Source organism: Acinetobacter calcoaceticus (assembly GCF_051947995.1).
Lineage (GTDB): Bacteria > Pseudomonadota > Gammaproteobacteria > Pseudomonadales > Moraxellaceae > Acinetobacter.
This window is the reverse complement of the sequence record NZ_JBLVVH010000001.1, coordinates 19,278-45,520: the sequence shown is the minus strand read 5'-3', so window position 1 is coordinate 45,520 and position 26,243 is coordinate 19,278. Positions and strand designations below refer to the sequence as shown.

The window sequence follows — 26,243 nt, the reverse complement described above, 5'->3', positions numbered from 1 at the left end:
ATTTGATAATTCTTTATTTTTCTCTCAACTAAAAGATAGCCTGATCAGTAAAAAAATTGCATCTTGTTTCAAATCATTGACATAAAAAGTTAAGTTATTTTGTTATCTTTGCTTTTTTACTTTATCAGAATTCAAATTATGAAAAAGATCTTACTTTTAGGTGCAATTGTCGCTTCATTGGCAGCGTGTTCAGCAACACCAAATAAAGATATGACACCTCCAAAAATCGGTATGCCTAATCCGGCAAGCAAATACTGTGTAGACCAAGGCGGACAGTTGGAAATCCGCAACGAAGCCAATGGTCAGGTGGGTTACTGCAAACTGCCAAATGGTCAGGTAGTTGAAGAGTGGGAACTGTTCCGCGCGAGCCAACCTAAATGTATTGCGGACGAAGCAACCAAGTTAATTGGTCAGTCGGGTTTAACTGAAGAGCAAATTAAACAAAAAACCAAGTCTGAAATTGTCCGTAGCGTTGGCCCAAATCAACCCGTGACCATGGATTATCGTGAAAACCGTGTGACTGTAACGATTGATCCTCGCTCTAAGAAGATTACCCAAGCAACTTGCGGTTAATTCTTAAAGGCTAATTAGGCTCTCAATTAGATCAAATTTAATTGGGAGCTTTTTTATACAAGCTTTCATATCAGACTTGATAAATTAAGAAATGTACCCATCAATTAGTTTATTGAGTTTATTTTATTTGTTGTGTCAGGATTGATTCATCAAGCTTGCACAAAGTTTTAATTTTAGAGATTTGACATGAATCTACTTCTTATCGTGGTATTTGGCACAATTGCCGAGGTTTTGGTCTGGATTGGCGTGGGTGACCTCGTTGGAAGTATGTGGTATGTCTTTTTCTGGTTCATTATCGCATTCTTTATTGGTTTAAACCTGTTGCGTTCAAGTGCTTCAACGATCATGCCGCAATTACAGCAAATGCAGATGACAGGTCAGCTGGGAGGCGATCCCGCTGTTACCAAGAAACTGGCACTTGCGATGGCGGGTTTCTTATTGATGATTCCTGGTTTGATTTCGGATGTGCTGGCAGTGTTGGTGTTGATTCCATCTGTGCAAACGGCGTTCCGCAATGCCTTGATGAAAACCATGGCAAAACGTCAGCAAGCCATGATGGATAAGATGATGGGCGGTATGGGCAACATGGGCGGTGGTGCTGCAGGACAGAACCCGTTTGCCGATCTGATGCGTCAGATGCAAGATATGCAAAATCAGCAACAAGGTGGTGGTCAGTATCGTGATTCAACCATTATTGATGGTGAAGCCCGTGAAGTAAAACCGGATCAAAAGAAAATCGAATTTAAAGATGTGAATTGATTAGATTCATTTCTATAAAAAAGCACACTGTATTGGTGTGCTTTTTTTATGTTTGATCTTGTTGCTTGGACTGATCAGACGGTGCTTCTACATCGGAAGGTGTTTGAGGCTGTTTGGGTTGCGGTTGATATTGGCTCGGTTGCAGGGTAGTAATCTCATTTTCAGATTGTTGGTATTTGCGGCTACGGTTGGCGCGTTCGCGAAATCCACCTTTATTGATCAATTGGGCCATATGTTATTCCACAATTTGCAAAGCATTATTTTAACAAATTACATGAAAGATCAAAATAATATTAATAACTTAATGATTTTCCCAAGAGACAGCTTCTAACAAAACTGTCATAAAACTTTGTTAATTTGAATGTGTAGGTCAGAAAACGTGATTGAATTATGGTTTTTTTTCTCATAGGATAAAAGTGTGACATATGAGTATTTGTTGTAAAAAGAAAATAAAAAAATAAAGAGAGGAGGTATGAATGATGTTATATCAATATCATTGTGCATGTTGTGACAAGGTCGTCGCATCGACAGATAGAGAGTGCCCATATTGCGGTTCTCAGCATATTCGCAGCCCTTATGGCTTGTGGATGTTTTGTGTGGCTGCCTGCCTGGCAGTGGTAGTAGTCATTAAACTTGCACATTTATATATTCAGCATCATCAGGAAGATCAGCCAGTGCAAAGCAATTCGCTGCTGGAGATGTTCAAACAGGACAATACCAATTCAAATAAATAATTTCTGGGGCAATAAAAAAAGCTCGCCATGGCGAGCTTTTTTTACAGTAATGGAATTACAGTCCAGCAGCATCCTTAAGGATGTCAACTTTATCGGTTTTTTCCCAGGTAAATGCAGAATCAGAACCCTCACGGCCAAAATGACCATAAGCTGCTGTTTGCTTATACATAGGTTGAATCAGATTCAACATACGGGTAATGCCATATGGACGTAAGTCAAAGTGTTCACGTACAAGTTGAACAATCAGCTCATCCGATACTTTGCCGGTATTAAAGGTATTGATTGAAATCGAAGTCGGTTCAGCAACACCGATTGCATAGCTCACCTGAATTTCACATTTATCTGCCAAACCAGCTGCAACAATATTTTTTGCTACATAACGGCCCGCATAAGCTGCTGAACGGTCAACTTTTGATGGGTCTTTACCAGAGAAAGCACCACCACCATGACGCGCCATACCGCCATAGGTATCTACAATAATTTTACGACCTGTTAAGCCACAGTCACCTACAGGACCGCCAATGACGAACATACCTGTCGGGTTGATATGGAACTTCGTGCCTGCATGGAACATTTCAGCAGGAATGATCGGTTTAACGATTTCTTCAATCACAGCTTCTTTTAACTGGATTTGAGAAATTTCAGGATCATGTTGCGTTGATAAAACAACGGCATCTAAACGTACAGGTTTGCCATTTTCATAAGCAAAAGTCACCTGGCTTTTCGCATCTGGGCGTAACCATGGTAATGCACCTGAACGACGTAATTCTGCTTGACGCTCCATTAAACGGTGCGCATAAGAGATTGGGGCAGGCATCAACACGTCAGTTTCACGGCTTGCATAACCGAACATGAGGCCTTGGTCACCTGCACCTTGATCTTCTGGCTTCTGGCGATCAACACCTTGTGCAATCTCAGGAGACTGTTTACCGATCATGTTGATCACGGCACAAGTTGAACCATCGAAACCTAGGTCAGAATGGTGATAACCGATTCCATTGACGGTTTGACGTACAATCGCTTCAAAGTCCACATTTGCTGTCGTTGTGATTTCACCAGCAAGAACAACCGCACCTGTTTTTACTAATGTTTCACAAGCGACACGCGCATACGGGTCTTCTCTTAGGATTGCATCTAAAATTGCATCGCTAATTTGGTCAGCCATTTTATCTGGATGACCTTCGCTTACAGATTCTGAAGTAAAAACAGCATACTCGCGCATGAACGTCCTATCATTGGTATTTTCAAAAAGACAGAGTATGTTACATCGACTTGGCGCATAGGACTAGCACAAGCTGACTAAAAAGCGTGAATTTATTTCATTTTCATGATGTTTTTATTGATATGAGTATCAGGGAAATTGATATTTAGGATTTTTTATATGAATAAATCTGTAATTTACTGTTTAAATTTTTTACTGTGAAGAGCAGGCGCCGCCTATCGTATGAACATTTATACACTTAATGCTAAATGATTGCGTGAAAAACAAGAAATATCGTCTATTGGACTTTACCCATTGGCGTTTTTTTAAGACAATAGTCTCAGTTTTTGAAAGATGATTTCTCATCTTCTCTCATCTTATTTGATTTAATCGGATTCTGACTTATGACAACCCCTTTAAATGAACGTCGTATTGCAAACGCAATTCGTGTCTTGGCAATGGATGCTGTGCAACAAGCAAACTCAGGGCATCCAGGTGCACCAATGGGGATGGCAGATATCGCTGACGTGGTTTGGCGTGAATTTTTAAATCATAACCCGACCAACCCGCAGTGGGCGAACCGCGACCGTTTTGTGTTGTCAAATGGTCATGGTTCTATGTTGCAATATGCGTTATTGCATTTGACTGGTTATGATTTATCTATTGAAGATTTAAAACAGTTCCGTCAATTACATTCTAAAACACCGGGTCATCCTGAATATGGTTATGCGCCTGGTATTGAAACCACAACTGGTCCATTGGGTCAGGGGATTGCCAATGCAGTTGGTTTTGCATTAGCTGAAAAAACGTTGGCTGCACAGTTCAACAAAGATGGTTTAAACGTTGTTGATCACTTCACTTACTGCTTCCTGGGTGATGGCTGCTTGATGGAAGGTATTTCTCACGAAGTATGTTCACTTGCAGGCACATTAGGTCTGGGTAAGCTAATTGCATACTATGATGACAATGGTATCTCGATCGATGGTGAAGTTGAAGGCTGGTTCAGCGATGATACTGAACAACGTTTCAAAGCTTATGGTTGGCAAGTGCTTCGTGTAGATGGTCATGACGCTGATGCAATTCGTCAAGCGACTGTAGAAGCGAAAGCTGAAAGCAATAAACCGACCATCATCATCTGTAAAACGATTATCGGTTTAGGTTCACCGAATAAACAAGGCAAAGAAGACTGCCACGGCGCACCACTTGGTAAAGACGAAATCGTTTTAACCCGTGAAGCATTAGGTTGGAAAGAAGATTCATTTGTTATTCCAGAAGATGTATATGCAGCTTGGGATGCAAAAGAAAAAGGTCAAAGCTCTGAAGCAGCTTGGAATGAATTGTTTGCTCAATACCAAGCTAAATATCCAACTGAAGCAGCAGAATTATTACGCCGTATCAATGGTGATTTACCTGCTGAATTTGCTGCTCAAGCAGATGCTTTCATTGCTGAAACCAATGCTAAAGCTGAAACCATTGCAACACGTAAAGCAAGCCAAAATACCTTACAGGCATTCGGTCCATTACTTCCTGAATTATTAGGTGGTTCTGCTGACTTGGCGGGTTCTAACCTGACTCTTTGGAAAGGTTGCCAAGGTGTACAAGAAAACCCGGCAGGTAACTACGTGTACTACGGTGTGCGTGAATTCGGTATGACTGCAATTGCAAACGGCGTGGCTTTACATGGTGGTTTCGTTCCTTACGTTGCAACCTTCTTGATGTTTATGGAATATGCGCGTAATGCAGTACGTATGTCTGCATTGATGAAGCAACGTGTGATTCATGTGTATACGCATGACTCGATCGGCTTAGGTGAAGATGGTCCTACGCACCAACCAATCGAACAAATTGCATCATTACGCGGCACACCAAACTTAAATACTTGGCGTCCATGTGATACGGTTGAAGCAGCTGTTTCTTGGAAATCTGCGCTTCAACGTAAAGAAGGCCCATCAGCATTAATTTTCTCTCGTCAAAACTTGCCATTCCAAACACGTAATGAAGCTCAAATTCAAAACGTGGCAAAAGGTGGTTATGTACTTGCTGAAGAAAAAGGTGAGTTGAAAGCAATCATCATTGCAACAGGTTCAGAAGTTTCATTGGCAATGGAAGCATATGCACAACTTGAAGGTGTGCGTGTTGTGTCTATGCCATGTGCTGAAGAGTTCATGAAGCAAGATGTTGCATATCGTGAAGCGGTATTGCCTGCGCATATCCGTGCACGTGTAGCGGTTGAAGCGGCTCATGTAGACTACTGGTGGAAGTTTGTTGGTTTAGACGGCAAAGTGATCGGTATGACCACTTACGGCGAATCTGCGCCAGCAAAAGACTTGTTCCAGTTCTTCGGTATTACTACTGAAGCGGTTGTTGCTGCGGTTAAAGAATTGACTGCTTAATTGAATTAAGTGGTATAAAAAAGCGTCCTGATTCAGGGCGCTTTTTTTATGATGGTTAAATGGAATATAAAAATGAGACGGTTTGCATTTTCAAATAAAAAAGAACGGGGAATTCCACGTAAATTAAGAAATCTTAGGTGTTGGAGTGAAAGTTTTAAAGGGTATTTCCCTAATTTAGAGGGGTATGAAGAGAGGTATTATAATTGGAAGATACCTGTACCCATGAATATGGTCCAAGGAAAACATCCTCAACAAGACATAAAGGCTGAGTGTGCTCAATATCTTATTAATGCTTGTCAGTATTTAATTGAGGCTAAGCCCGTTAGGACAAAATTTTGTAAAGTGGCAAGTGTCATTGTGCAACCAGATATGTTTGCGAGTGAAATTTGTTTATATCTCGATGAAGATTATTTTAATACCCATACCTTGTCGACAGGATGCCATGATTCCAAATATCTTTTAGGAGATGAAATGAGTCTGGCTCGTAGCTGGGGATTAAAAATTCCTGAGAAAATGAAAGAGCAAGGGGTGCATATTCATTATATTGACCCAAAAAATGAAACAGATAATTATATAGCCGATTACTGGTACTTTATTGAAAATTAAAAGATTAAGGGGTTAGGATGAAAAAAGAATTTGTACTGGGTGCTTTCGAAGAAATATTAAATGATGTTAAATATAGGTATTTGAAAAATTTAAATAAAAAAGAAATGTTTTGGTTGTGCGCACAATATAATTTTTTATTTCTCGCATTTCAGGAAAGTTTTAAAAATAAAAATGGTGACCCGGCATTTGGTGGTGATTATGCTTATCGTATGCGGACTTATTTTGAAGAGGCTATTCAAGCTCGAGTAAAATATGATCACATGCCAAGTTGGACAAAGTTAAAGGGCAAAATATTATTATTTGATGTGTACTCATCAATGTTTGACGGTTTAGGTGAAAAAGAAACAGCTGGCTTTATAGATGGTTCTGATACACCACCCCCTGAATTTTGGATTCATTTCGATGGGGTAAATTTATATTCATTTATTCCAAATGAGCTCACAAATATTGTCGATCGAGCAATAGATATTTCGATGAGTGGCTCATTGGAATGGCATACGGATGTGATTGAAATTTAGTGTAAGGACCACTTACCCAATACTTAATTCACTCTGAATCGAAATATTTGACGTTAATAATTTATGAATCGGGCAGCTTTCTGCAACTTTTAATAAACGCTTATGCTGATCTTCGGTAATTTCACCTTTTAAGGTAATTTTACGTTCAATATTATTTTGTCCTGCTTCAGGTTCACCATTGGGATTTAAGGCTAAATCCACTTGCACATGCTCAAGCTTGATGCCTTTATGATTGGCATACATTTCTAGGGTAATGGTCGTACAGGCACCTAAAGCTGACAGTAAAAGCTGAACTGGGTTGGGTGCAGTATCTTGACCGCCTTTATCGGCTGGCTCATCTGCATACCAGCTATGACCAGAAGAATCTGTCAATGTAACGCGATAAGGTGTTGAGGTACTGAGTGCTTGAGCTGTATGTGTCATATTCTACCTTGTTGTTTATCTTTAAGAATTTAAATCTATATATGAACTGATCTTGTTATTTCTCAGATCAATTGTCGAGTAGCGAATAGTCTTATGATAGGCATTTTACATAATAACTGTAACGCTTTTATTGTTGCATGGATGAAACATATCGTTTTATAAAGACTAGTGAATAAAAATACTTGATCTATACACTAATGGCTATATCAAACAAGGATACCAAAAATGCAATTTAAAACATTAAGCCTCGGTTTAGCAGTCGCTTTAGCTAGTTCTGTAACGTTGGCTGCGCCAGTCGACTATAAAATTGATCCAACACATACTGCGACCGTATTCAGCTGGAACCACTTTGGTTTCTCTACACCAAGTGCAAACTTCACTGATATTCAGGGTACAATTAAAGTTGATAATGCAAAACCTGCAAACTCATCAGTTGAAGTAACGATTCCTTTAAGCAGTGTCAATACTAATGTGCCTGCTTTGGATAAAGAGTTCCAGGAAGAAGCATGGTTTAACGCTGCGAAATATCCAAACATTACTTTCAAAAGTACCAAAGTAGAAACCAAAGACAAGAAACACTTTAAAATTACAGGTGATTTGACTGTGAAAGGTGTAACTAAACCTGTGGTATTAGATGCGGTGTTAAATAAACAAGGCGAGCATCCAATGGCGAAAGTACCTGCAATTGGCTTTAATGCAACCACCAGCTTTAACCGTTCAGCATTTGGTATCGGCAATTACGTACCGAATGTAGGGGATAAGATCACTGTGAATATTACAACTGAAGCAACTGCTGCAAAGTAATATCGAAATTGATAAAAAAAGCCTGAATGACCAGCTCATTCAGGCTTTTTCATTTGCTTATTATTTATGCTTTATTATTAGTTTGCTAATAATATTCAATTATCAGAATACTAATTTTTTATGCAAGCTCGTCACAGTTTAACTATGTTTTATCTTTGAACGACGTTTGGATTGGTAAATATAACGAATCGAGTCGACCACTTCACCCACGAAAATACATTCTTCGTCCAAGGGAATAATATTCGGTTTAAATTCCGGATTAAGCGCCTGTAAGTATCTCGAATTGTCAGTCTCGATCACCAGTTTCTTGAAGGTTGCATCTTCATGTTTTCTCACCACAATCATGTCACCTGACTGCATATCACTATACTGGACGGTTGGATCAACCAGGATGTAATCACCTTCATGAAATACAGGATAATTACTCAAGCCTTGAACTTTAAGATAAAAACACTGATCACAATCATCGGGTAGAGGTAACCATTCTTCAACCTGTGTCATATCAACCGCTTGAACATTGGTAAAAATACCGGCTTGTACCCATGACAATACCGGTGCCATCTTGGCTTGAACCGGAGAAATATTAATCGCATGCTCAAGTTCAGTTGGGTCTACTTCGGCTTGACCTTCACCAGTTTGAAGCCAGTAAGCATCGACACCTAAAAATTTGGCGATAGAGGGAAGATGCGAGGATGAATTGACTAATCCCGTTTCCAGTTGGCTTAAAGCGGATTGGGTTATTCCGACAGCGGCAACCACATCTTTTTGAGACTTCTTTGCTCTTTTTCTAGCTTCTTTGAGCCTATCTTTTAGCATTTCAATCCACCTGAAAATTATTAAATTCAGAATATTAGCAAACTAATGTGAAGTCAAATTAGTATTCTTATTGATTTAATATTAGTTTACTAATATTATGGTCGTGTTACTTAAATTTCAATGTGAGAGGTGGCGTATGGGCAAAGCAATAAATCCAAACATGCATATCAAACAAAACTTAAATGCTGAAATTGAAGCCTGGTTGGCAAAAGGCAATGCAATCACGATGATTCAAAGTAAATTTCAAGCGCGAAGAGTGGAATACAGCAAAAAACTAAAAGCGATGCGACTGGAAGATGAGCAGAAACAATTAAAAAAACAAAAGCGTCTGGAAAATCAGGCGACGGAACAACAAATTACCACGCTAAGCTGCTGGCTCAATGCACAGAAGGGACGAGCCAAGGCTTTGGTTGAAGTACTTGGCTGTGCGCATAGCTATATTTCTCAAATCAAGAGCTTTACCCGACCATGTAGCAAGGCTCGCTTTGAAGAAATCAGGAACGCGATGCAACGTGTGGAGCAAGCAGAAAAATATCATTAAAGCACAGATTCAAAAGTTAAGTCGGGCTGCGTTATGCAGTAAATAAAGTCATTGGATGCTAAAGCAAGCATGAAAATGATGATTTAAATTGGCAGAAGATCTATTACTTTATGGGCAACATAGATCAAGCCAGAAAAATAAATAATGAGATGAGGTGAAAAGATGAATGCAATGGTGACTAAGTTTGAAAAATTTGAGTGGTTAACACACGGTTTAACTGTACGTTCTTCAGGATTTGATCCCTATGTGCGTGCTACAGGTGAGCATTTAAACTATCAGGATCGGTTGGGTGCAATCGCTGCGATGGATACACAGTTGGCAAAATCCGTGACCGCATTGATTGTGTTTGAAAATAAAACCGCCACTGATTATGACTATGTTCGTCAATATTTGGCAGATATTTTTATTGAACAGGCTGTACGGGATAAGAAGCGTGAACCAGAACGCATTGCCATGTATCACTTGGCCTGGCTGGTATCACGTATGGTGTTAGATTTCGTGTTAGATCCCGAGCTAGAAGAAAATTACACGGCGAAAGGGCGGTTGGCTTATGCTGGAATTCATCGCCATCAGATCAATGTAGAGAGCTATCGAAAAACCTGGAAAGCTTATGAAAATCTGATGGTTAAAGCATTAGAGTCGGCTATTGAAGAAGCAGAAATCGTGATTGAGCAATATCGTAAAAACACTTACAAAAATATGCATAACTAAGGATTCCATTATTTCGGAAAGCGCGCTATAGTTTTACTATACTGGTCGTATTAAAGATTAAATATGACAAAACTTGAAAGCTCATCATAGATGGGCTTTTTTGTTGCCTAAAGAAAACTCGGTTCCGTTATGGAGGCCGAGTTTTTTTATATCTGAAACCTGAAAGTGGTTTGAAATTTATAAAGAATTCGAGGTGTTTGAAAATGAAGAGTACAAATAAGATTACCTATTTTGATGAAGAATTAGTACATTTTTCTCCTGCAGATGTTGTCCCGTCTTGTATGCAAATCACACCAGATGCGACTGATGTGACCTTAATGGAATCTAATCCATATCTAGGTGCCTTAAAAGTTGTTGAAGATATGCAGGAACCCGTCCTTGCTTATGATGATTATCAGCTCATCCAGTCGCGCAATATGCTTGCTGTGACGGAAGCCAAATTTATACCGGATATTACTGCATTCCGTCCTGCAAACATGCAAGGAATGATCGAGCCGCTACATGCAGATCGTGACTATAAAATTATGATTGGTGAGCAGGCTGAAACCCTGATTCTTTTTAAGAATGATCATGATCATGTCACGCTTAGTATCGAAGCTAAACGAGTTGTGATGTTCAGTAGTACATCGTTGCCGATCACCTTAAATGACTTTAATAAAATCGAGAATCTGGTGATTCGGGTAACAGCAAATGCTATACAGTTGTTAAAAATTAATGATAAAACTGTCCACGCGCAGGCCTATCAATTAGATATGGATTTCGAATATGTGCAACTAGAGGCAACTGAACTGCCTTATGATCTGTCCAATGTCTTTATCCAGTTTGGATGGGCCAATCAACTGACCAATACACCCTTCTTGTCTGCCTATTTTCAGGTATGTCAGGGTAAATTTTCGTTGAGCAACTCAAATGCATCTCATCATGCTTTTATGATTGCTGGACTTGCGTATCCCCCAGAAAAAAAGCTGATTGCTGATCAGGTGAAACAGGGATTTGTCATTTACACTTTGTTTGTAGATGAGAAGTTCACGGTGATATTAGGGGATTATGGCAGTATGGATAATGTCACTTTTACGCAAGATGAGCCTTCTTTAAATCCAGTTGTTACTTTTGAAATCACAGGCAAGTATTCAATGAATGTCTATATTGATGGAAAAATGGTGGGGAGCTGGGTTTCAAGTCATGGATTAGAATTACCAGAATTTTATCAAGTTATTGCATTGGATGGGCTGACTCAACTGGATTTTGATTTAAGAGAGGCCTATGCAGCAGTTGGAGAAGAGATGTATGTTGTAAATATAAATAAGGCAAAAAATTATGACTCAGTGCATAAATACAAGGTTTCGCCTAAGCGAATGAGAACAGGTCATTATTTACCTTTTTATCATGCGCAGCGTTTACCGCTTTATCCACTGTGATTTTTAAAATGAGTCGGCCTCCCACAAGGGAGGTTTTTTTATAGATGAAACATTTGATGTGATAGGGCATTAATAACAAGAGTAATGGCTTCAATAAGAATAAGTCGGCTGCTTTATAAAATTATCTTATTTAAATGATGCCCTGTATCCCTCAGGGCTTTTCTTTTTGGAGGAGGAAAATGGTAGACCTCGTTTCAGCGGGTGCAGACATTGCAGCCGCAATAAAATCTTATGGTGTGTTTTTTATTATCTTGATGGCACTCACCTTCATGCTTTTGGCCTGGATTGTTGTTGTGATGACACGGTTGCCAAAATCTAGGCGTGAGTGGGTGGTTTCATTAATTTCTACTTCGGTCGGAAGCATTGCGGGTGGTGGTTTTGTGATTCAGCATTTTGATTTGCAAGACTGGAGTAAGAATATGTTTGGCGCATTTGCCCTCGGTGGCTTGTATTTCCTTTGCGGCTTACCTGTGTGGGCACTTATTCGCTGGACTTTTAACTACATCAATGCAAGAGAGGATTCAACGATTCTAGATGTTGCAAGAGAAGTAAAAGACTTTAAAGACAAATTTTAAATAATAACTTCAATTCATTGCCGCCTTCGGGCGGTTTTTTATTATAAAGAGGAAAAGAACATGACAATTACACAAGACGGTTTTGATATTTTGCGCCGCACATTTGGAAAACTCACTCAGTCTCAAGTGGATGGAATTAATTTTCTTGTTTCCGTTTTAGAAGAACATCAGGAGTTGAGTCTGGCACAGGTGGCCTATATTTTGGCAACGGCCTGGCATGAAACAGCGAAAACCATGCAGCCAGTGATTGAGTATGGTTCAGAAAAATATCTAAAGTCTAAGCAATATTATCCCTATATCGGCTATGGCTACGTGCAACTGACATGGTTGGCAAACTATAAGCGAATGGGCGATTACTTAAAAATTGATTTAGTCAAAAATCCAAAACTTGCTTTACAAGCTGACATCGCGGCACGTGTCATGATTATCGGTATGAAAAAAGGCATGTTCACAGGTAAAAGACTTTCTGATTACATCAATCAGCATAAAAAGAATTATGTGGGTGCACGCTATATTGTTAATGGAACAGATAAAGCTGAACTGGTCGCGAGCTATGCTGAAATCTTTGAAAAGGCTTTAGAAGCTTCTGAAGAAGTTGTTTGTCATTAAGTAAGTATTCAATTTATTTGCTTTGGAATTCTATAATCACAAATATAAGCGCTCAGCTTTAACTTGAAGCTGAGCGCTTAAGACTATGCAGTCGCATTAAATGCTTCTGCATAAACCACGTTACCTGATGGAATATGGTCAGTAAATGGCAAAATTTGGAAATACGCTGCTGGCACATCTTGTAATACAAGTCTTGCATCTGCTTTAAAATCAAATTTACCGTAATAGTCAGGATCGCCGAGTAGAACACAGCCAACAGCATCTAAATCCTTGAGAGCTTCAAGGCCTGCATGCATCAGTTTTGCGCCAACGCCTTGACCCTGATATTCAGGTAAAACTGAAATTGGCCCTAAGCCATACCAGCCTTTAGTGCCATCTGAGATTTTCACAGGGGAAAATGCAATATGTCCAATTAGTTTATTATTACTGATCGCAACCAAAGATAAACTCAATTGGCCTGAATTACGTAAAGCATTTACAATAAATTGCTCTGTATGACTCGAATGCTCTGTATCGGTGAAAGCCGCTTGCGTTAAATCAAAAATAGCTTGAATATCGGATAGTTTTTCATCACGAATCTGTATATTCATCTTTATTTTCTCTTGTGTTTCCTGATTTAGGATGGCCCGAATCTGATTGAGAGTGGGGTTGGCATGAGTGTATTTTTCACCATAACTAAGATTAAATGCATAATCGAAATTAACAGGGTTAATACCTTGATTATGTTGCAGAATGGTCTCTAACTTATCCAGCGCTTTAACCAATCTGGCTTCAGTTGTTTCTGCATCTTCATATTCTTGCCAAAGTGATCGAATCAACATTTGAGGTTGATCATCTAAACATTCGGTTAATTGATCAAGATCCTGTTTTTCCTGCTGATTCTTCGCTGGAAATTGATCTTTGATAATGGCTGGAATATCACCATGAAGAGCTTCACCTAAGTCATGAATCAGGCACATTTTTAGTATTTTCTCGAGATTAATGTCTTCGAATTGATCTGCAAAAATCATCGCCATTAAGCATAAACGCCAACTATGTTCAGCAGTACTTTCTTGACGACCATTGGAAGTATGTGAAAATCGCAGCACATTTTTTAGTTTTTCCGCTTCTCGTAAAAAAGCTAAGCGGTTTTGAATTACGTCTAGTTCCATTTTCTTTCTCAAAATAAACCATATGTAATTTGGACAAACCCGATCTAAGATTAGATTGATAGACATCATCTAAGTACAACCAAGGATTTATCCAAACCTATGGTTGTGTTAACGATTGTCTAACTGTGGGCGTACTGATCTAAGCCCATGTAAATTAATTTGATAGGGCTGTCCATTAATGGATTTAATCAGTTTTTTCTTTCTTAGCTTGTTAAAAACGGCAAGGTCGCAATCGGACAGCAAGAAACCTTCTCGGCTATAGCACTCTACAGCGATGATTTGACCTGAGTCATTACGAAGTTTTACGATTTTTCCGCCTTTTGCTAAGACGTGCAGTGTCCGTTGTTCGGACTTAGATAAGTTCATGTTGTTATCCAGATAGAAATAATCAGAGGCAAAATTAGGCCTAACGCCCAAAAAATCGCGCAGATAACCAATTTCAATGTACTATTGAAATTTAGTTACCAGATTACTGCTATCTCCAACATAAAACCCTCGATATGGATGCGATACGATGTGTATCGCTAGAAATACTAAAGCAAGATAAATTAAAAAGCAATAATTGTGTGAAAAACACTATTTGAAGTGCAGACAAAGCTCATCTTTTCGGGCGCTTTTCTTTGAGTTGTAAGTACGCCGGAACCGATTTTTTAGCTTGATGGCGCAGCAGTATTTTAATGTATAACACGATTGCAAAGCATGCAGTTGCTACAGTGAGCATCAACCCATTCATATAACTCATAACCGAGCTGACATAACCGATCGTGGCTAAACGGCGTTGCATGCGTTCGACCTGAGTACTGGATTCAACACCGGTAATGGCCCAGGTACATAAGTGTTCGCAGTTGTTAATGATGAGATGATAGTGATTTTCATGCATGCGTGAGCGCATACGCCGTACTACGGTTCTGGCTTTGTAGCGCGGGGAGTGATAGTCCCTGATATAAATAGGCTTTCCTCGCGCAAAACGCTGGATAGAGGTCATTTCAATCGGATGCTTTTTAAAGATATGGGCAAAACCGGAATAATGAATGACTCGGCCACGTCCTGCATAAATGCCGTGGTGACTATAACCAAAGTGTTTTACGATCAGATGGGCGCCAATTGGAAAGCGCGGATGTCTTTGCTGCATGTTGATACAAGGTTATTGTATTTACACGCTTATTTTAGTGAAAAAATGTGAATCAATCGAGCTTATTTATACACTCAATCCCGTGATTATGTGTGGAGTTTGTATCCGTCATTCAGCATGAATTGCTGGTGTGAGAAAATAGCCAAATCTGGTCTTATATATCTACCCTGATGAAAAATTGGTTACTGTTCTCCTTTATATTTTTAGCTGTTCCTACCGCACAGGCGATGCAGCAGCAAACCATTCAATTCAATCAATCTAATTATGATGTCATCAAAATTGAACATCTGGATTACCTGGAATTATTTTTAAAAAGCCCCCAAAGCAATCGCTACTACCAAAAGTTTGCAGCTTTACAAAGCGCGTTACCGGCCTGTGCCCAACTCAATTTTGCCATGAATGCAGGAATGTATCATGCTGATTTTCAGCCCGTTGGTTTATATGTCGAACAGGGTAAAGTACTGCATCCGCTAAATCAGGCGAAGGGCTTTGGTAATTTCTTTATGCAACCGAATGGAGTCGTGGCGTGGAATGATCGCCGTGCCGTTATTAAAACCACGGCCGATTATGTACATTCAGGTTTTCGGGCACAGTTTGCAACTCAGTCAGGGCCGATGCTGGTCTATCAGGGTAAAATCAATGATCAATTTTTACCGGACTCAACTTCACTTAAAATCAGAAATGGGGTGGGCATAAAAAATAATGAGCTGTATTTTGTGATTTCACAACAACGGGTGAGTTTTTACCAGTTTGCACAGTTTTTTAAGCAACAGTTGAAAATAGATCATGCGTTATATCTGGATGGATCGATTTCAAGTATGTATTCAATACAAAACAAACGCCATGATAAGCGATTTAATCTGGGACCGATGGTGGCAGACGTGAATCGGGAAATGTGTAAATCTTGATGACACCCTCATCTCCTGATTTTAAGGAGATGAGGGGCTTATTTTTATTGAATCGGTGGTTTGATCATCGCAAGTAATTCTTTGCGGCTATAACCCCGAGAAATCAGTACTTTCTTAATGCCTTTAATGACATCCTCATCTGTTGCTTTGACTAAAGCATCGAGTAGCTGTTCATTGGTTTTGCAAGAACAATCGTTTTCAACGCAAGAAGTCTGATTCTTGTGTTCGTTATATTGTTCGTCTGCATTGAACAATTTTTGCCAAAAACTCATAGAGCCTTCATTAACAACCTAACATAGCTCGAAATATAGCCACTTTAAAATAAAATACAAGTCAGCTTAAGTGATAAAAGCAGCAGTTGAACTTCAATTTTTTCGATGATTTTTCTCATCTCAAACGAAATTATGACGGCATCATGACTTGACCTTTGAAAAACATCACTTTTTTAAAAATTTACTTTGAGCAAAAATAAAGGGTTATTGAAACCCTTTATAATTTATTGTTACGTTGAAATAATTTGTTTAAATCTTCTCAAGTAAAACACCCGACTCAACATGATGGGTAAAAGGGAACTGATCGAACATAGCGAACTTCACAATGCGATGGGTTTGAGTCAGTGTGTTGAGGTTGTCATGCAGGGTGTCCGGATTACATGAGATATAGAGAATACGCTTGAATCCCTGTAGCAGTTTCAGCGTTTCATCATCAATGCCTGCACGTGGCGGATCGACGAAAACTGTGTCGAAGTCATAGCTTTGAATATCAATTTCAGCTTCTTGCAGGCGTCTAAACTCACGTTCGCCCTGATAGGCTTGGGTAAATTCTTCCGCAGATAAACGCGCCACCTGAATATTTTCAATCTGGTTTTGCTCAATGTTCCATTGCGCCGCATAAACCGAAGATTTTGCCAGCTCAGTGGCAAGGACACGATTGAATTTTAAAGACAACGGTAGGGTAAAGTTACCATTACCACAATACAATTCTAAAAGATCTTGTTGAGATCCTTGTGCAGCATCACATGCCCATTCCAGCATATGCTGGCACACTTGCGCATTTGGCTGGGTAAAACTGCTTTCAATTTGTTTGTATTTAAAAGTACGACCATGAACATTGAGCTGCTCAACCACATAGTCATCGCCAATAATCAATTTTTGTCCACGGCTACGGCCCATGATCTTGATATTCAGTTTTTCAGCTAACGCTTTTGCTGCAGTTTCCCATTCTGCGTCCAGTTTACGGTGATAAATCAGCGTAACCAGCATTTCTCCGCTTAATGTTGCAAGGAAATCCGCTTCAAAAATACGTTGCGATAGAATCGGGACTGCTTTTAATTCTTCTAACAGACGTGGCATTAAATCATTAATGCTTTGATCTGCAATCGGAAATTCATCCACACGAACAACTTCTTTTTGCTTTCCATCTTCAGCACGCTCAAACATGGCATAGAACAGATCATCTTCGGTATGCCAGAGACGGAATTCGGCACGCATACGGAAATGTTGTTCAGGTGATTGAAACACTTCTAAAGCTGGTGGATTGAACGGGGCAAATTGTGCGGTGATTCGTTCAACTTTCTCTTGAAGTTGCTGCTGGTAAGAGATGGTCATAAACAAGAAAACTATAGGTGAAATCTAAACAGGAATGGTATCAAAAAAAGTGCTACAAGGTGCAGGGAAATTATCAAATTTGCTTATTTGTAAGCTGGATGGGGATTCAGTACATTCTGTATAAATATTGCTTTAATCTGACGATACTGCTCTGGTGAAGTACCTGAACAACTTTGTTTGAGTTGGTTGTATTGCTGAACCAGCTCTGGGTGACGTCGTAGTTGATCCCGAAAAGTAAGAAAATTTTGAAATTCCGAGCCCGTCACAACGATTTGCAAGGCGACATCATGCGCTTGTGACTGCAGCATACATAGCTCATGGGTACGTAATGTATCAGGCTTTTCTTTAAAATCAAGTTGTTGTAAATCTTTAATGGCATCTAAAAACTGTTGAGCGGGGACTTCAATATAAATATCCAGATCACCCTTTGAAATTGCATGGGGGATTGCGGATGAGCCAATATGTTCAACAATGGCAAAAGGGATAAGCTGCTTGATCTTGTTTTTATAATCTTCAAAAAGCTGGGCACAGTGAGGCTGATATTCAATAGCGGGGAAAAACTGCATCTCTAGGTTCTCATTCTTATAATTGCAATAAAGATCAACTAAAACATAATAAAAAACCCGAACCATGTAAACATGATTCGGGTCAGTGAGAGACTTAATATCTCTCGGAAAGGCGAATATTAGTCTTCAGATAAAGTCATCAAGCTTGCGTTACCGCCAGCTGCTGCTGTATTCACGCTGATGGCACGTTCAATCACAAGACGTTCTAACGGAATCTGCTCATTGGCTTGCAGCTGGGTAATGCCAACAATCGCACCTGAACGGGCAGCAACTTTAATTTGCAAATCTTGCAACTGTTCAACAGAACCATGATGAAGCACGGCATCAAAGGCATCTTTTTCAACACTTGAGATGACGGTGATGGCATCTAAGACATCTTTTGGTAAAGACGCTTTGTGTTTTACCAAGAATGCATTGTCTTTCAACACAGCCGCTGTACTGCTCACTGCGAAAATCGCAAGCAATTGTTGAAGCTGGCTAGCATCATCATTGGCAATCGAAAGTACGCGATGACGTGGCAGGATAATGTACTGGTTACTTTCGCCAGTCGGACCTTGCAACTCGTAGAATTTACCTACGCCAAACGCTGGAATTGTCGGTACTGCTTGAGCCATGTGCTGTTTCGCCCAAGCCATCAAGCTTTGGTAAGCCACATTGGATACGGCATCAAACTGAGAGATTTCAGCTTTTACCGCAAATGGGGTCGCCAATACTTTCTCTGAACAATGTTCCATCAATCGGTACATATAAAGTGGACCACCCGCTTTCGGACCAGTACCAGACAAGCCTTCACCACCAAACGGTTGTACGCCTACCACTGCACCGACGATATTACGGTTGATATATAAGTTACCCACTTCAGCACGTTGAATCACCGTATTAATGGTTTCATCGATACGGGTATGTAGACCCATGGTCAAACCGTAACCTTTGGCATTGATACGATCGATCAACTGCTCAAGCTCACCGTACTTATACGTAATGATATGCAATACCGGACCAAATACTTCGCGCTCAAGATCATCAAGGTTTGGTAATTCAATTGCTGTTGGCGGAACAAAGGTACCTTGTGCAAGTGCCTGTTGGCTGGCAGCATCGTTGAACATCAATTGATGAACAGGGTAACCCTTAGATTTCATCTTTTGAATGTGCGTATCGATGGTTTGTTTCGCTTCAGTATCGATCACCGGACCAATGTCAGTTTTTAAGATCGCAGGGTTGCCGACGATCAACTGTTGCATTGCACCTTTCAACATTTTGATGACGGTTGCAGCACTGTCTTCCTGTACACATAAGATACGAAGTGCAGAACAACGTTGACCCGCACTGTCAAATGCAGAACTGACAACATCGAGAACCACTTGTTCAGTCAGCGCAGAAGAGTCTACGATCATCGCATTTTGACCACCGGTTTCCGCAATTAACGGAATAGGTTGGCCATTTGGAGATAAACGTTTTGCCACCGTCTTTTGCAAGATTTTTGCAACTTCAGTCGAACCTGTGAACATGATGCCTTGGATGCGGTCATCTTGGCTCAATTGCGCACCGACTGTTTCACCACGGCCAGGTAGAAGTTGAACAACGCCGTGTGGCACGCCAGCTTCCCAAAGCATTTGCACCGCTTGTGCCGCAATAAGTGGTGTTTGTTCAGCCGGTTTGGCAATAACACAGTTACCGCTCACCAATGCAGCTGCAATCTGACCCGAGAAAATTGCAAGAGGGAAGTTCCATGGGCTGATACACAATACGGTACCTAATGGCTTCACTTGTGCATTTGCAGGCAGGTTTTCAATTTGAGTTGCGTAGTAACGTAGGAAATCGACGGCTTCACGAACTTCTGCAATCGCATTGGCATAGGTTTTACCACTTTCGCGACACAGTAAAACCATCAACTCTTGAATACGGGCTTCCATCAAGTCAGCAGCACGTTTTAAGCAAGCAGCACGCTCAACTTTATTAGTTGCTGCCCAGCTTTGTTCCGCTTGCACCGCAGCTTCTAAGGCCAATTGTACATCAGCGCTGGTTGCTTCATTGACATAACCGACAACTTCACTGTTTTGTGCAGGGTTTGTAATTGCAAGCGCATTACTTTCGTCATGGACTGCTGATTCAAAACCGAGTAAAGGGGCACTTTTCCAAATCTGGTTACGTAACTTCTGTGCGGTCGCATCCAAGTCTGCTAACGGTTGATCGTTATTGAGATCAAAGCCATTTGAGTTTGGACGTAATGGATAAAGATCATGCGGAAGCGGAATCGCTGGGTGTTTTAAGCCAAGCTGACCTTCATCTTTCGCTGAAGTTTGAATATCTTTGATTGGAGATTGAATTAAATCTTCAACTTTTAAAGTTTTATCCGCAATACGGTTAACGAATGAGGTGTTGGCACCATTTTCAAGTAAACGACGGACCAAGTAAGCCAATAAAGTTTCATGATTACCTACAGGTGCGTAAACACGACATGGCACACCAAGCTTATTGTCTTCTTTAGAGCCAACCACTTGCTCGTACAATGGCTCACCCATACCGTGTAAGCATTGGAACTCGTATTGGCCAGGGTAATACTTGCTTGGATCAGCCAAGTTGTAAATCGTTGCAAGTGATTGTGCATTGTGCGTCGCAAATTGCGGATACACTTGATCTGGTGCAGCAAGTAATTTTTTCGCACACGCAATGTAAGACAAGTCAGTGTGAACTTTACGGGTAAACACAGGGTAGTCGGTCATACCATCGATTTGCGCTTTCTTGATTTCGCTGTCCCAATACGCACCTTTAACCAAACGGATCATCAGGCGTTTGTTACTGCGTTTTGCAAGATCAACAATGTAATCGACCACATAGAAACAGCGTTTTTGGTAGGCTTGAATAACGAAACCAATACCTTTCCAGTTGGCAAGTTTTGGTTCGAAACATAAGCGTTCAAGCAATTCGAGCGAGATTTCTAAACGTTCAGATTCCTCGGCATCGATGTTTAAACCGATATCGTATTGTTTTGCCAAGCACGCGAGTTCAAAAACTTTTTTATAAAGTTCATGATGAACACGGTCAATTTGCGCACGTTGATAACGCGGGTGCAAAGCAGAAAGCTTGATAGAAATACCTGGACCATCATAAACACCACGACCATTCGATGCTTTACCAATGGCATGAATGGCTTGGGTGTAGTCGTTGTAGTAACGCTCAGCATCATGTTCAGTTAATGCAGCTTCGCCCAGCATGTCGTATGAGTAACGGAAACCCTTGTGCTCAAATGGTTTCGCGTGTTCAAGTGCTTCAGCAATGGTTTCGCCGGTGACGAATTGTTCGCCCATCATGCGCATGGCAACGTCAACGGCTTTACGGATGATACCGCGACCACTACGTGCCAAGAGGCCAGTTAAGACACTTGATAAACTGGTTTGCTTTGGTGTTTCCATCAACTTACCAGTTAACATTAATCCCCAGGCAGCGGCATTGACGAACATCAGGTTACTTTGACCAACGTGTTCTTTCCAGTTGCCTTGGTTGATTTTGTCACGGATCAATAAATCACGTGTTGCAGTATCTGGAATACGAAGCAAAGCTTCTGCCAAACACATCAGTGCCACACCTTCTTGTGAAGAAAGTGAAAATTCTTGAAGTAAACCTTGAACGATACCAGCTTTACCCGCTGAACTTTTACGCTCACGCAAATTGTGCGCTAAGCTAAATGCGAGCTCATAAATTTTATGGTCAAGTTCAGGGGAAATGTTGGCTGCTTCAGCAAGTACAGCGACTGCTTCAGGCTCTGCGCGGCGCCATGCCGTATTGATGCGTTGCTCAAACTCACTTTTTTCTTTAAATTCGGTGATATAACCGTCTGCGTGAGCTGTGTCCATTTGTGCGGGAGTATCCAATGTATTCATGCTAAATTCCAATAACAATCTCTAAAACATATTGAGCAGAGAGGTTTAGATAATTTATGATTACAGAATAAATCCCGAGTAACTCACTATAATTTACTTATTTTTTAGAGGAAAATTCAGTTGAATGGCCCTATTTATACATTAGATCGAACGGATCTGAAAATTCTGGATATTCTTCAAGCAGATGGAAGAATTTCCAATAGTAAATTGGCAGAACTCGTGAACCTGTCACCGACTGCGGTGATGGCGCGCGTGCAGAAATTGACGAAGGATGAGTTTATCTTGGGTTATGAGGCAAAACTGAATCCGAATAAGCTTAATGCCAATTTTCTGGTCTTTGTGGAAGTGCTGCTGGATAAGACCACACCGCATGTACTGGATGATTTTATTGACGCAGTCACGCAGTATCCTGAAATCGTGGAATGTCATATGGTCAGTGGCGGTTTTGATTTTCTGATTAAATTGCGTAGTGCGGGGATGGAGGAATTCCGTCGTATTGCAGGACAGATTTTATGGCAGCTGCCAGGGGTGAAGGAAACCCGTAGTTATCCGGTGATGCAGGTGGTGAAAGACAGCTCGAAAATAAAAATTAAATCACGGACAAAATTTTAAACAAAAAAAGGGGCTCGAAAGCCCCTTAAATTTTTCAGAAAAATTATTTCATTTCACGTGCATAGATTTCATCAGCTTGTTCGAAACGGCTGGTTACAGCAGCATTTGGTGCTTTACCGAGTAAGCTCACCACCACAATACTGATCAAGGCGAAAACGAAGCCCGGAATAATTTCGTAGATGCCTGTAGCACCAAAGAAGTTCTTCCAAAGGATAACGGTCACCGCACCCACAACCATACCTGCCAATGCGCCGTTCAAGGTCATACGCTTCCAGAACAATGAAAGAATAATCAATGGACCGAATGCTGCACCGAAACCTGCCCATGCATAGGCAACCAAGCCTAGTACTTTGCTGTCCGGATTTTGCGCGAGGAAAAGAGCTAGCATGGCAACGGCGATTACCATTGAGCGGCCTACCCAAACGAGTTCTTTTTGAGATGCGTTTTTACGGATAAAGCCTTTGTATAAATCTTCGGTTAAAGCACTTGAACACACCAGTAACTGACAGCTTAATGTACTCATAATTGCAGATAAAATCGCAGCAAGGATCACACCCACAACCCAAGGGTTGAACAGGATTTTAGTGAGTTCCATGAATACGGTTTCAGGGTTGCCTGTGACTGCTGCCGCGAGTTCAGGGTGCATCTGGAAGTAGGCAATACCGATAAAGCCTGAACCGACTGCACCCGCCAAGCATAAAACCATCCAGGTCATACCAATACGGCGAGCCGCTGGAATTGATTTTACAGAATCAGCAGCCATGAAGCGAACCAGAATGTGTGGTTGACCAAAATAGCCTAAGCCCCATGCAGCTGCAGAAAGAATCGCAACAACACTTAGATTTGTTGCAAAATCAAATGCATGTGGGCGAACACTTTCTACAACGGCAGTAAATTCTTCCATGCCGATACCTAAAGACATGTAGGTCACGATCGGGAGTAGCAATAAGGCAAAAATCATTAAGCCTGCCTGGAAGGTGTCGGTCCAGCTGATTGCAAGGAAGCCACCAATACATACATAACCGATGGTTGCAAATGCGCCGAGCCACAATGCCGTGCTATACGGTAATTGGAACAATGTTTCGAATAAACGTGCACCAGCGACCATGCCAGAAGCACAATAAATCGCAAAGAAAACCAGAATAATCAATGCAGATGTGACGCGTAAGATTTTCTTCTGGTCATCAAAACGACCAGTAAAATAATCAGGTAAGGTGAGGGCATTGTTTTGTACTTCGGTATGGACACGTAAACGTCCAGCCACCAAATACCAGTTCAGCCATGCACCGATAATCAAACCGATCGCAATCCACGATTCAGATAAACCCGTCAAGTAAATAGCGCCAGGTAGGCCCATGAGTAACCAGCCGCTCATGTCTGATGCACCCGCAGATAATGCGGTTACAAAACTGCCTAAACTTCGGCCTCCAAGAATATAATCATCAAGATTTTTAGTAGAAAAATAGGCGTATAAACCGATGCCAAGCATGGCCAGGATATACACCACGAATACAACAACTGTGGGATTCGAAAAATTCATAATGGATGCCTGTCCTTACATATCCATAATTTGCAATCACAACTGAATAGCTAAAAAAATGAATGACTATTCTTGGGATTGATAAGGTCACAGATTCAAGCACAAATGATTTTTAAAATACTGTTATGTTTATGTATTCTATTTGTATATTTTATGTAATTTAAAATAACTCTATGAATCTTAATTTTTTTATTGAAAAAAGCGCGTTTTTTTTCAGCAAAAATGATCGGGTTGATGATTGAAATTTACGCACAATGTTTTCAAAAGTTACAATTTATAAAAAGTACAGATGTAGATTAAATTGAAGTAGTCAAAAACTAGGCAAAAATATTGACACATGATGTTACAAAGGTAGCGCTATAGAGAAATTTGACATTAAAAAAATACAATGTTGAGCGCTTTCCGATATAAAAAGTAGCAGAAATTTTTGATTATTTATTTATCGAATTTTCAAGATGACGGCTTAGTGAGAAAAGAAAAAATGATTCAGTCAATTGTCCGGAAAGAGGGTTGAAGGATTAAGCTGTGACTTGATCGCATTTGTGTCGTCAAATTCAGCTTTTAAACACAAGTATGAGGGCTGCAAGGTACGACCACGTGCATTCATTTAAAAAAAGCCCGGTCAAATCTGCCGGGCTTTTTTCTTCAGATCTATTCGATTATAAACCTGATTCGTATTCACTATTTGAAAGTAGTTTTTCTACATCTGCCATATTGTCCGGTTTGATTTTGTAAATCCAGCCTTTGCCATACGGTTCATCATTGACAAAATCTGGATCATCTTCAAGATCACTATTCACTTCAACGACTGTACCTGAAACAGGTGCATGAATATCTGAGGCAGTTTTTACAGATTCGACAATACCGGCCTGTTCAGTTGCCGTGACATGACTGCCCACTGCTGGGGTTTCCACATAAACCAAATCACCCAACTCATCTTGTGCATGGTCGGTAATACCAGTCACAACGAGGTCACCCTCGATTCTTACCCATTCATGCGTACGTGCATATTTCAATTCTGCTGGATGATTCATGACAACTCCTTAACAATCTGTCGTATCATTTTTATTTGGTTTATACATGCTTTTCAATAAAAACAAAAGCTTTCGCCGTTGAACTTATTATAAGTATGGATCTTTGCGCCAGTTACTTGGGCTACGGCCACTCCAGCGCTTAAAGGCACGACTGAAGTTTGCCACGTCAGAATAGCCAAGCTCATCTGCAATCTGTTCCAGACTATAATCGGTTCTGGAAAGTAAAGAAGTCGCATGACGATAACGTACTTCATCCACTAAAGTGGAAAAAGAAGTGCCTTCTGCTGCCAACTGACGCTTCAAGGTACGGTCGGACATATGCAGGCGTTCAGCCACGCTCTCAATACTTAAATAATGCTGTTCCGAATTGGTCAGAATATCGCGGACACGCATGGCTAAACGACGACGTTCACCTAAAGCAGACAGTTCAGTTTCACACTGGTTAATGGCAATCTGGCTGGCAATCGGATCTGCGTTAACCATTTTCAGACCCAGATACTTTTTATCAAAGCTCGAGATCAAATGGGGTTGGTTAAAGCGAATGCTGCTGCTGAGTTTATCTTTATATTTTTCAAAACCCACCGGTTCTGGAAAATCCAGATCCACTTCACCGCTTAAATCTTCTATGCCTGTGAGTGCTTTGGCCATGGTCATGATGCCAATGGTTAAACCCAGAATAATTTCAGTACGTAACGGCTCAACCTCAATATCACATTGTAGTTGTAAAGTGGCTTTAGGGCCGAAGGTTGAAAAATAAAGCTGTAAAAAAGGCAGACGTAATTGAATAAAGCGGCTGGCCAGTGCAATGGCATCGGTAATGTCATGCGCTGTCATAATCGCATAACCGATAAAGCCATGAATGGAAATCCGCATTTGCGTACCGAGATGGAAACCCAGTGTACTTTCACCCGTCAGGCGCAAAGAATGCTTCACCAATTCATTGGCGATCGGTGTTGGAATTCGATAGTTTGGATCAGCCAGTTGTTCACTCGTTAAATGAAACGGAGCAAATAAAGTTTCATCGCTATATCCCCAGCGAGAAACAACGTCTAATAGCAATAAGCCATAAACGCCTGGTATTCCTTGATCTTGACGAGTTGTGCTTGTTTTCATGTGCTTTCCGTGGCGCTC

General features: G+C 40.6%; 28 protein-coding genes. 14 read left to right on the top strand and 14 right to left on the bottom strand.

Translation table 11 applies throughout. From position 1 onward, the window contains the following. The first annotated feature begins 138 nt into the window (after nucleotides 1–138). Both ACNQO6_RS00275 and ACNQO6_RS00270 read left to right on the top strand, forming a co-directional pair. Complete coding sequence (locus tag ACNQO6_RS00275; protein ID WP_343580054.1) at nucleotides 139–573, top strand: putative hemolysin; 435 nt, start codon at nucleotides 139–141, stop codon at nucleotides 571–573. A 186-nt stretch (nucleotides 574–759) separates the two neighbouring features. Then, a complete protein-coding gene (locus ACNQO6_RS00270) occupies nucleotides 760–1,332 on the top strand; it encodes an FxsA family protein (RefSeq protein ID WP_047432780.1) in 573 nt (190 codons plus the stop codon). A gap of 46 nt (nucleotides 1,333–1,378) precedes the next feature. Here ACNQO6_RS00270 and ACNQO6_RS00265 read toward each other — a convergent pair whose 3' ends face one another. Next, on the bottom strand, nucleotides 1,379–1,564 hold the full coding sequence (locus ACNQO6_RS00265; protein WP_440207759.1) for a hypothetical protein: 186 nt from the start codon (nucleotides 1,562–1,564) through the stop codon (nucleotides 1,379–1,381). A gap of 244 nt (nucleotides 1,565–1,808) precedes the next feature. Between ACNQO6_RS00265 and ACNQO6_RS00260 the strand changes: the two genes are divergently transcribed. Continuing rightward, the gene (locus ACNQO6_RS00260) at nucleotides 1,809–2,066 is read left to right on the top strand and encodes a hypothetical protein (RefSeq protein WP_343580051.1); all 258 of its coding nucleotides are present in this window, start codon (nucleotides 1,809–1,811) and stop codon (nucleotides 2,064–2,066) included. Between the two features lie 55 nt (nucleotides 2,067–2,121). Here ACNQO6_RS00260 and metK read toward each other — a convergent pair whose 3' ends face one another. Next, nucleotides 2,122–3,288: a methionine adenosyltransferase gene (gene metK, locus ACNQO6_RS00255; protein ID WP_004771809.1), complete on the bottom strand. Its 1,167-nt coding sequence runs from the start codon at nucleotides 3,286–3,288 to the stop codon at nucleotides 2,122–2,124. A 383-nt stretch (nucleotides 3,289–3,671) separates the two neighbouring features. Here metK and tkt point away from each other — a divergent pair, with 383 nt between their 5' ends. From tkt to ACNQO6_RS00240, 3 genes are all read left to right on the top strand, one after another. Continuing rightward, complete coding sequence (tkt, locus tag ACNQO6_RS00250) at nucleotides 3,672–5,660, top strand: transketolase (protein ID WP_440207758.1); 1,989 nt, start codon at nucleotides 3,672–3,674, stop codon at nucleotides 5,658–5,660. A 72-nt stretch (nucleotides 5,661–5,732) separates the two neighbouring features. Further along, complete coding sequence (locus ACNQO6_RS00245) at nucleotides 5,733–6,266, top strand: DUF3916 domain-containing protein (RefSeq protein WP_440208057.1); 534 nt, start codon at nucleotides 5,733–5,735, stop codon at nucleotides 6,264–6,266. A gap of 17 nt (nucleotides 6,267–6,283) precedes the next feature. Next, entirely contained in the window at nucleotides 6,284–6,784 is a 501-nt protein-coding gene (locus tag ACNQO6_RS00240; RefSeq protein ID WP_343580048.1) for a hypothetical protein, read from the top strand. A 12-nt stretch (nucleotides 6,785–6,796) separates the two neighbouring features. Here ACNQO6_RS00240 and ACNQO6_RS00235 read toward each other — a convergent pair whose 3' ends face one another. After that, on the bottom strand, nucleotides 6,797–7,207 hold the full coding sequence (locus tag ACNQO6_RS00235) for an OsmC family protein (RefSeq protein ID WP_440207757.1): 411 nt from the start codon (nucleotides 7,205–7,207) through the stop codon (nucleotides 6,797–6,799). A 225-nt stretch (nucleotides 7,208–7,432) separates the two neighbouring features. On the opposite strand from ACNQO6_RS00235, the gene ACNQO6_RS00230 reads away from it, so the two are divergent. Then, a complete protein-coding gene (locus ACNQO6_RS00230; RefSeq protein ID WP_005229947.1) occupies nucleotides 7,433–8,011 on the top strand; it encodes a YceI family protein in 579 nt (192 codons plus the stop codon). A gap of 138 nt (nucleotides 8,012–8,149) precedes the next feature. Here the strand turns inward: ACNQO6_RS00230 and ACNQO6_RS00225 are convergent, their stop codons facing one another. Continuing rightward, complete coding sequence (locus ACNQO6_RS00225; protein ID WP_343580045.1) at nucleotides 8,150–8,827, bottom strand: LexA family protein; 678 nt, start codon at nucleotides 8,825–8,827, stop codon at nucleotides 8,150–8,152. 136 nt (nucleotides 8,828–8,963) lie between these two features. Here ACNQO6_RS00225 and ACNQO6_RS00220 point away from each other — a divergent pair, with 136 nt between their 5' ends. From ACNQO6_RS00220 to ACNQO6_RS00200, 5 genes are all read left to right on the top strand, one after another. Continuing rightward, nucleotides 8,964–9,368, top strand: coding sequence for a hypothetical protein (locus ACNQO6_RS00220; protein ID WP_440207756.1), 405 nt, complete (start codon nucleotides 8,964–8,966; stop codon nucleotides 9,366–9,368). Between the two features lie 162 nt (nucleotides 9,369–9,530). After that, entirely contained in the window at nucleotides 9,531–10,079 is a 549-nt protein-coding gene (locus ACNQO6_RS00215) for a hypothetical protein (protein WP_440207755.1), read from the top strand. Nucleotides 10,080–10,282: 203 nt separating this feature from the next. Continuing rightward, entirely contained in the window at nucleotides 10,283–11,497 is a 1,215-nt protein-coding gene (locus ACNQO6_RS00210) for a hypothetical protein (RefSeq protein WP_440207754.1), read from the top strand. A 179-nt stretch (nucleotides 11,498–11,676) separates the two neighbouring features. Next, nucleotides 11,677–12,072: a hypothetical protein gene (locus ACNQO6_RS00205; RefSeq protein WP_005229953.1), complete on the top strand. Its 396-nt coding sequence runs from the start codon at nucleotides 11,677–11,679 to the stop codon at nucleotides 12,070–12,072. A 60-nt stretch (nucleotides 12,073–12,132) separates the two neighbouring features. Continuing rightward, nucleotides 12,133–12,681, top strand: a complete 549-nt coding sequence (locus tag ACNQO6_RS00200) for a hypothetical protein (RefSeq protein WP_440207753.1) — start codon at nucleotides 12,133–12,135, stop codon at nucleotides 12,679–12,681. Nucleotides 12,682–12,764: 83 nt separating this feature from the next. Here the strand turns inward: ACNQO6_RS00200 and ACNQO6_RS00195 are convergent, their stop codons facing one another. The 3 genes from ACNQO6_RS00195 to ACNQO6_RS00185 all read right to left on the bottom strand — a co-directional run bounded on the left by ACNQO6_RS00195 (nucleotide 12,765) and on the right by ACNQO6_RS00185 (nucleotide 14,964). Further along, complete coding sequence (locus ACNQO6_RS00195) at nucleotides 12,765–13,832, bottom strand: bifunctional HD family hydrolase/N-acetyltransferase (protein WP_440208056.1); 1,068 nt, start codon at nucleotides 13,830–13,832, stop codon at nucleotides 12,765–12,767. Nucleotides 13,833–13,940: 108 nt separating this feature from the next. Then, nucleotides 13,941–14,198, bottom strand: a complete 258-nt coding sequence (locus ACNQO6_RS00190) for a YjhX family toxin (RefSeq protein WP_005285282.1) — start codon at nucleotides 14,196–14,198, stop codon at nucleotides 13,941–13,943. A 232-nt stretch (nucleotides 14,199–14,430) separates the two neighbouring features. Then, nucleotides 14,431–14,964, bottom strand: coding sequence for a lecithin retinol acyltransferase family protein (locus ACNQO6_RS00185; protein ID WP_005285285.1), 534 nt, complete (start codon nucleotides 14,962–14,964; stop codon nucleotides 14,431–14,433). Nucleotides 14,965–15,134: 170 nt separating this feature from the next. Between ACNQO6_RS00185 and ACNQO6_RS00180 the strand changes: the two genes are divergently transcribed. After that, nucleotides 15,135–15,872 carry a phosphodiester glycosidase family protein gene (locus tag ACNQO6_RS00180; RefSeq protein ID WP_440207752.1) on the top strand — a complete coding sequence of 246 codons (738 nt, stop codon included), beginning with the start codon at nucleotides 15,135–15,137 and terminating at the stop codon, nucleotides 15,870–15,872. A 44-nt stretch (nucleotides 15,873–15,916) separates the two neighbouring features. On the opposite strand, the gene ACNQO6_RS00175 is transcribed toward ACNQO6_RS00180, so the two are convergent. From ACNQO6_RS00175 to putA, 4 genes are all read right to left on the bottom strand, one after another. Continuing rightward, nucleotides 15,917–16,144, bottom strand: a complete 228-nt coding sequence (locus ACNQO6_RS00175) for a hypothetical protein (RefSeq protein ID WP_004653128.1) — start codon at nucleotides 16,142–16,144, stop codon at nucleotides 15,917–15,919. Nucleotides 16,145–16,393: 249 nt separating this feature from the next. Next, entirely contained in the window at nucleotides 16,394–17,479 is a 1,086-nt protein-coding gene (gene trmA / locus ACNQO6_RS00170; RefSeq protein WP_440207751.1) for a tRNA (uridine(54)-C5)-methyltransferase TrmA, read from the bottom strand. An 83-nt stretch (nucleotides 17,480–17,562) separates the two neighbouring features. After that, the gene (locus ACNQO6_RS00165) at nucleotides 17,563–18,045 is read right to left on the bottom strand and encodes a GrpB family protein (RefSeq protein WP_440207750.1); all 483 of its coding nucleotides are present in this window, start codon (nucleotides 18,043–18,045) and stop codon (nucleotides 17,563–17,565) included. Between the two features lie 119 nt (nucleotides 18,046–18,164). Continuing rightward, the gene (gene putA / locus ACNQO6_RS00160; RefSeq protein ID WP_440207749.1) at nucleotides 18,165–21,926 is read right to left on the bottom strand and encodes a trifunctional transcriptional regulator/proline dehydrogenase/L-glutamate gamma-semialdehyde dehydrogenase; all 3,762 of its coding nucleotides are present in this window, start codon (nucleotides 21,924–21,926) and stop codon (nucleotides 18,165–18,167) included. 120 nt (nucleotides 21,927–22,046) lie between these two features. Between putA and ACNQO6_RS00155 the strand changes: the two genes are divergently transcribed. Next, nucleotides 22,047–22,538 (top strand): Lrp/AsnC ligand binding domain-containing protein, encoded by a 492-nt coding sequence (locus tag ACNQO6_RS00155; protein ID WP_004771832.1) that lies wholly within the window; start codon nucleotides 22,047–22,049, stop codon nucleotides 22,536–22,538. Between the two features lie 43 nt (nucleotides 22,539–22,581). On the opposite strand, the gene putP is transcribed toward ACNQO6_RS00155, so the two are convergent. The 3 genes from putP to ACNQO6_RS00140 all read right to left on the bottom strand — a co-directional run bounded on the left by putP (nucleotide 22,582) and on the right by ACNQO6_RS00140 (nucleotide 26,225). Continuing rightward, nucleotides 22,582–24,078 (bottom strand): sodium/proline symporter PutP, encoded by a 1,497-nt coding sequence (putP, locus tag ACNQO6_RS00150; RefSeq protein ID WP_440207748.1) that lies wholly within the window; start codon nucleotides 24,076–24,078, stop codon nucleotides 22,582–22,584. Between the two features lie 659 nt (nucleotides 24,079–24,737). Further along, nucleotides 24,738–25,112 (bottom strand): glycine cleavage system protein GcvH, encoded by a 375-nt coding sequence (gcvH, locus tag ACNQO6_RS00145; protein ID WP_005285304.1) that lies wholly within the window; start codon nucleotides 25,110–25,112, stop codon nucleotides 24,738–24,740. A gap of 87 nt (nucleotides 25,113–25,199) precedes the next feature. Beyond that, complete coding sequence (locus ACNQO6_RS00140; RefSeq protein ID WP_440207747.1) at nucleotides 25,200–26,225, bottom strand: helix-turn-helix domain-containing protein; 1,026 nt, start codon at nucleotides 26,223–26,225, stop codon at nucleotides 25,200–25,202. Nucleotides 26,226–26,243 lie beyond the last annotated feature (18 nt).

Excerpts from the sequence above, each read along its gene's own strand:
- ACNQO6_RS00275 (WP_343580054.1), top strand. The coding sequence starts at position 139 with ATGAAAAAGATCTTACTTTTAGGTGCAATTGTCGCTTCATTGGCAGCG.
- ACNQO6_RS00270 (WP_047432780.1), top strand. The coding sequence starts at position 760 with ATGAATCTACTTCTTATCGTGGTATTTGGCACAATTGCCGAGGTTTTG.
- ACNQO6_RS00265 (WP_440207759.1), bottom strand. The coding sequence starts at position 1,564 with ATGGCCCAATTGATCAATAAAGGTGGATTTCGCGAACGCGCCAACCGT.
- ACNQO6_RS00260 (WP_343580051.1), top strand. The coding sequence starts at position 1,809 with ATGATGTTATATCAATATCATTGTGCATGTTGTGACAAGGTCGTCGCA.
- metK (WP_004771809.1), bottom strand. The coding sequence starts at position 3,288 with ATGCGCGAGTATGCTGTTTTTACTTCAGAATCTGTAAGCGAAGGTCAT.
- tkt (WP_440207758.1), top strand. The coding sequence starts at position 3,672 with ATGACAACCCCTTTAAATGAACGTCGTATTGCAAACGCAATTCGTGTC.
- ACNQO6_RS00245 (WP_440208057.1), top strand. The coding sequence starts at position 5,733 with ATGAGACGGTTTGCATTTTCAAATAAAAAAGAACGGGGAATTCCACGT.
- ACNQO6_RS00240 (WP_343580048.1), top strand. The coding sequence starts at position 6,284 with ATGAAAAAAGAATTTGTACTGGGTGCTTTCGAAGAAATATTAAATGAT.
- ACNQO6_RS00235 (WP_440207757.1), bottom strand. The coding sequence starts at position 7,207 with ATGACACATACAGCTCAAGCACTCAGTACCTCAACACCTTATCGCGTT.
- ACNQO6_RS00230 (WP_005229947.1), top strand. The coding sequence starts at position 7,433 with ATGCAATTTAAAACATTAAGCCTCGGTTTAGCAGTCGCTTTAGCTAGT.
- ACNQO6_RS00225 (WP_343580045.1), bottom strand. The coding sequence starts at position 8,827 with ATGCTAAAAGATAGGCTCAAAGAAGCTAGAAAAAGAGCAAAGAAGTCT.
- ACNQO6_RS00220 (WP_440207756.1), top strand. The coding sequence starts at position 8,964 with ATGGGCAAAGCAATAAATCCAAACATGCATATCAAACAAAACTTAAAT.
- ACNQO6_RS00215 (WP_440207755.1), top strand. The coding sequence starts at position 9,531 with ATGAATGCAATGGTGACTAAGTTTGAAAAATTTGAGTGGTTAACACAC.
- ACNQO6_RS00210 (WP_440207754.1), top strand. The coding sequence starts at position 10,283 with ATGAAGAGTACAAATAAGATTACCTATTTTGATGAAGAATTAGTACAT.
- ACNQO6_RS00205 (WP_005229953.1), top strand. The coding sequence starts at position 11,677 with ATGGTAGACCTCGTTTCAGCGGGTGCAGACATTGCAGCCGCAATAAAA.
- ACNQO6_RS00200 (WP_440207753.1), top strand. The coding sequence starts at position 12,133 with ATGACAATTACACAAGACGGTTTTGATATTTTGCGCCGCACATTTGGA.
- ACNQO6_RS00195 (WP_440208056.1), bottom strand. The coding sequence starts at position 13,832 with ATGGAACTAGACGTAATTCAAAACCGCTTAGCTTTTTTACGAGAAGCG.
- ACNQO6_RS00190 (WP_005285282.1), bottom strand. The coding sequence starts at position 14,198 with ATGAACTTATCTAAGTCCGAACAACGGACACTGCACGTCTTAGCAAAA.
- ACNQO6_RS00185 (WP_005285285.1), bottom strand. The coding sequence starts at position 14,964 with ATGCAGCAAAGACATCCGCGCTTTCCAATTGGCGCCCATCTGATCGTA.
- ACNQO6_RS00180 (WP_440207752.1), top strand. The coding sequence starts at position 15,135 with ATGAAAAATTGGTTACTGTTCTCCTTTATATTTTTAGCTGTTCCTACC.
- ACNQO6_RS00175 (WP_004653128.1), bottom strand. The coding sequence starts at position 16,144 with ATGAGTTTTTGGCAAAAATTGTTCAATGCAGACGAACAATATAACGAA.
- trmA (WP_440207751.1), bottom strand. The coding sequence starts at position 17,479 with ATGACCATCTCTTACCAGCAGCAACTTCAAGAGAAAGTTGAACGAATC.
- ACNQO6_RS00165 (WP_440207750.1), bottom strand. The coding sequence starts at position 18,045 with ATGCAGTTTTTCCCCGCTATTGAATATCAGCCTCACTGTGCCCAGCTT.
- putA (WP_440207749.1), bottom strand. The coding sequence starts at position 21,926 with ATGAATACATTGGATACTCCCGCACAAATGGACACAGCTCACGCAGAC.
- putP (WP_440207748.1), bottom strand. The coding sequence starts at position 24,078 with ATGAATTTTTCGAATCCCACAGTTGTTGTATTCGTGGTGTATATCCTG.
- gcvH (WP_005285304.1), bottom strand. The coding sequence starts at position 25,112 with ATGAATCATCCAGCAGAATTGAAATATGCACGTACGCATGAATGGGTA.
- ACNQO6_RS00140 (WP_440207747.1), bottom strand. The coding sequence starts at position 26,225 with ATGAAAACAAGCACAACTCGTCAAGATCAAGGAATACCAGGCGTTTAT.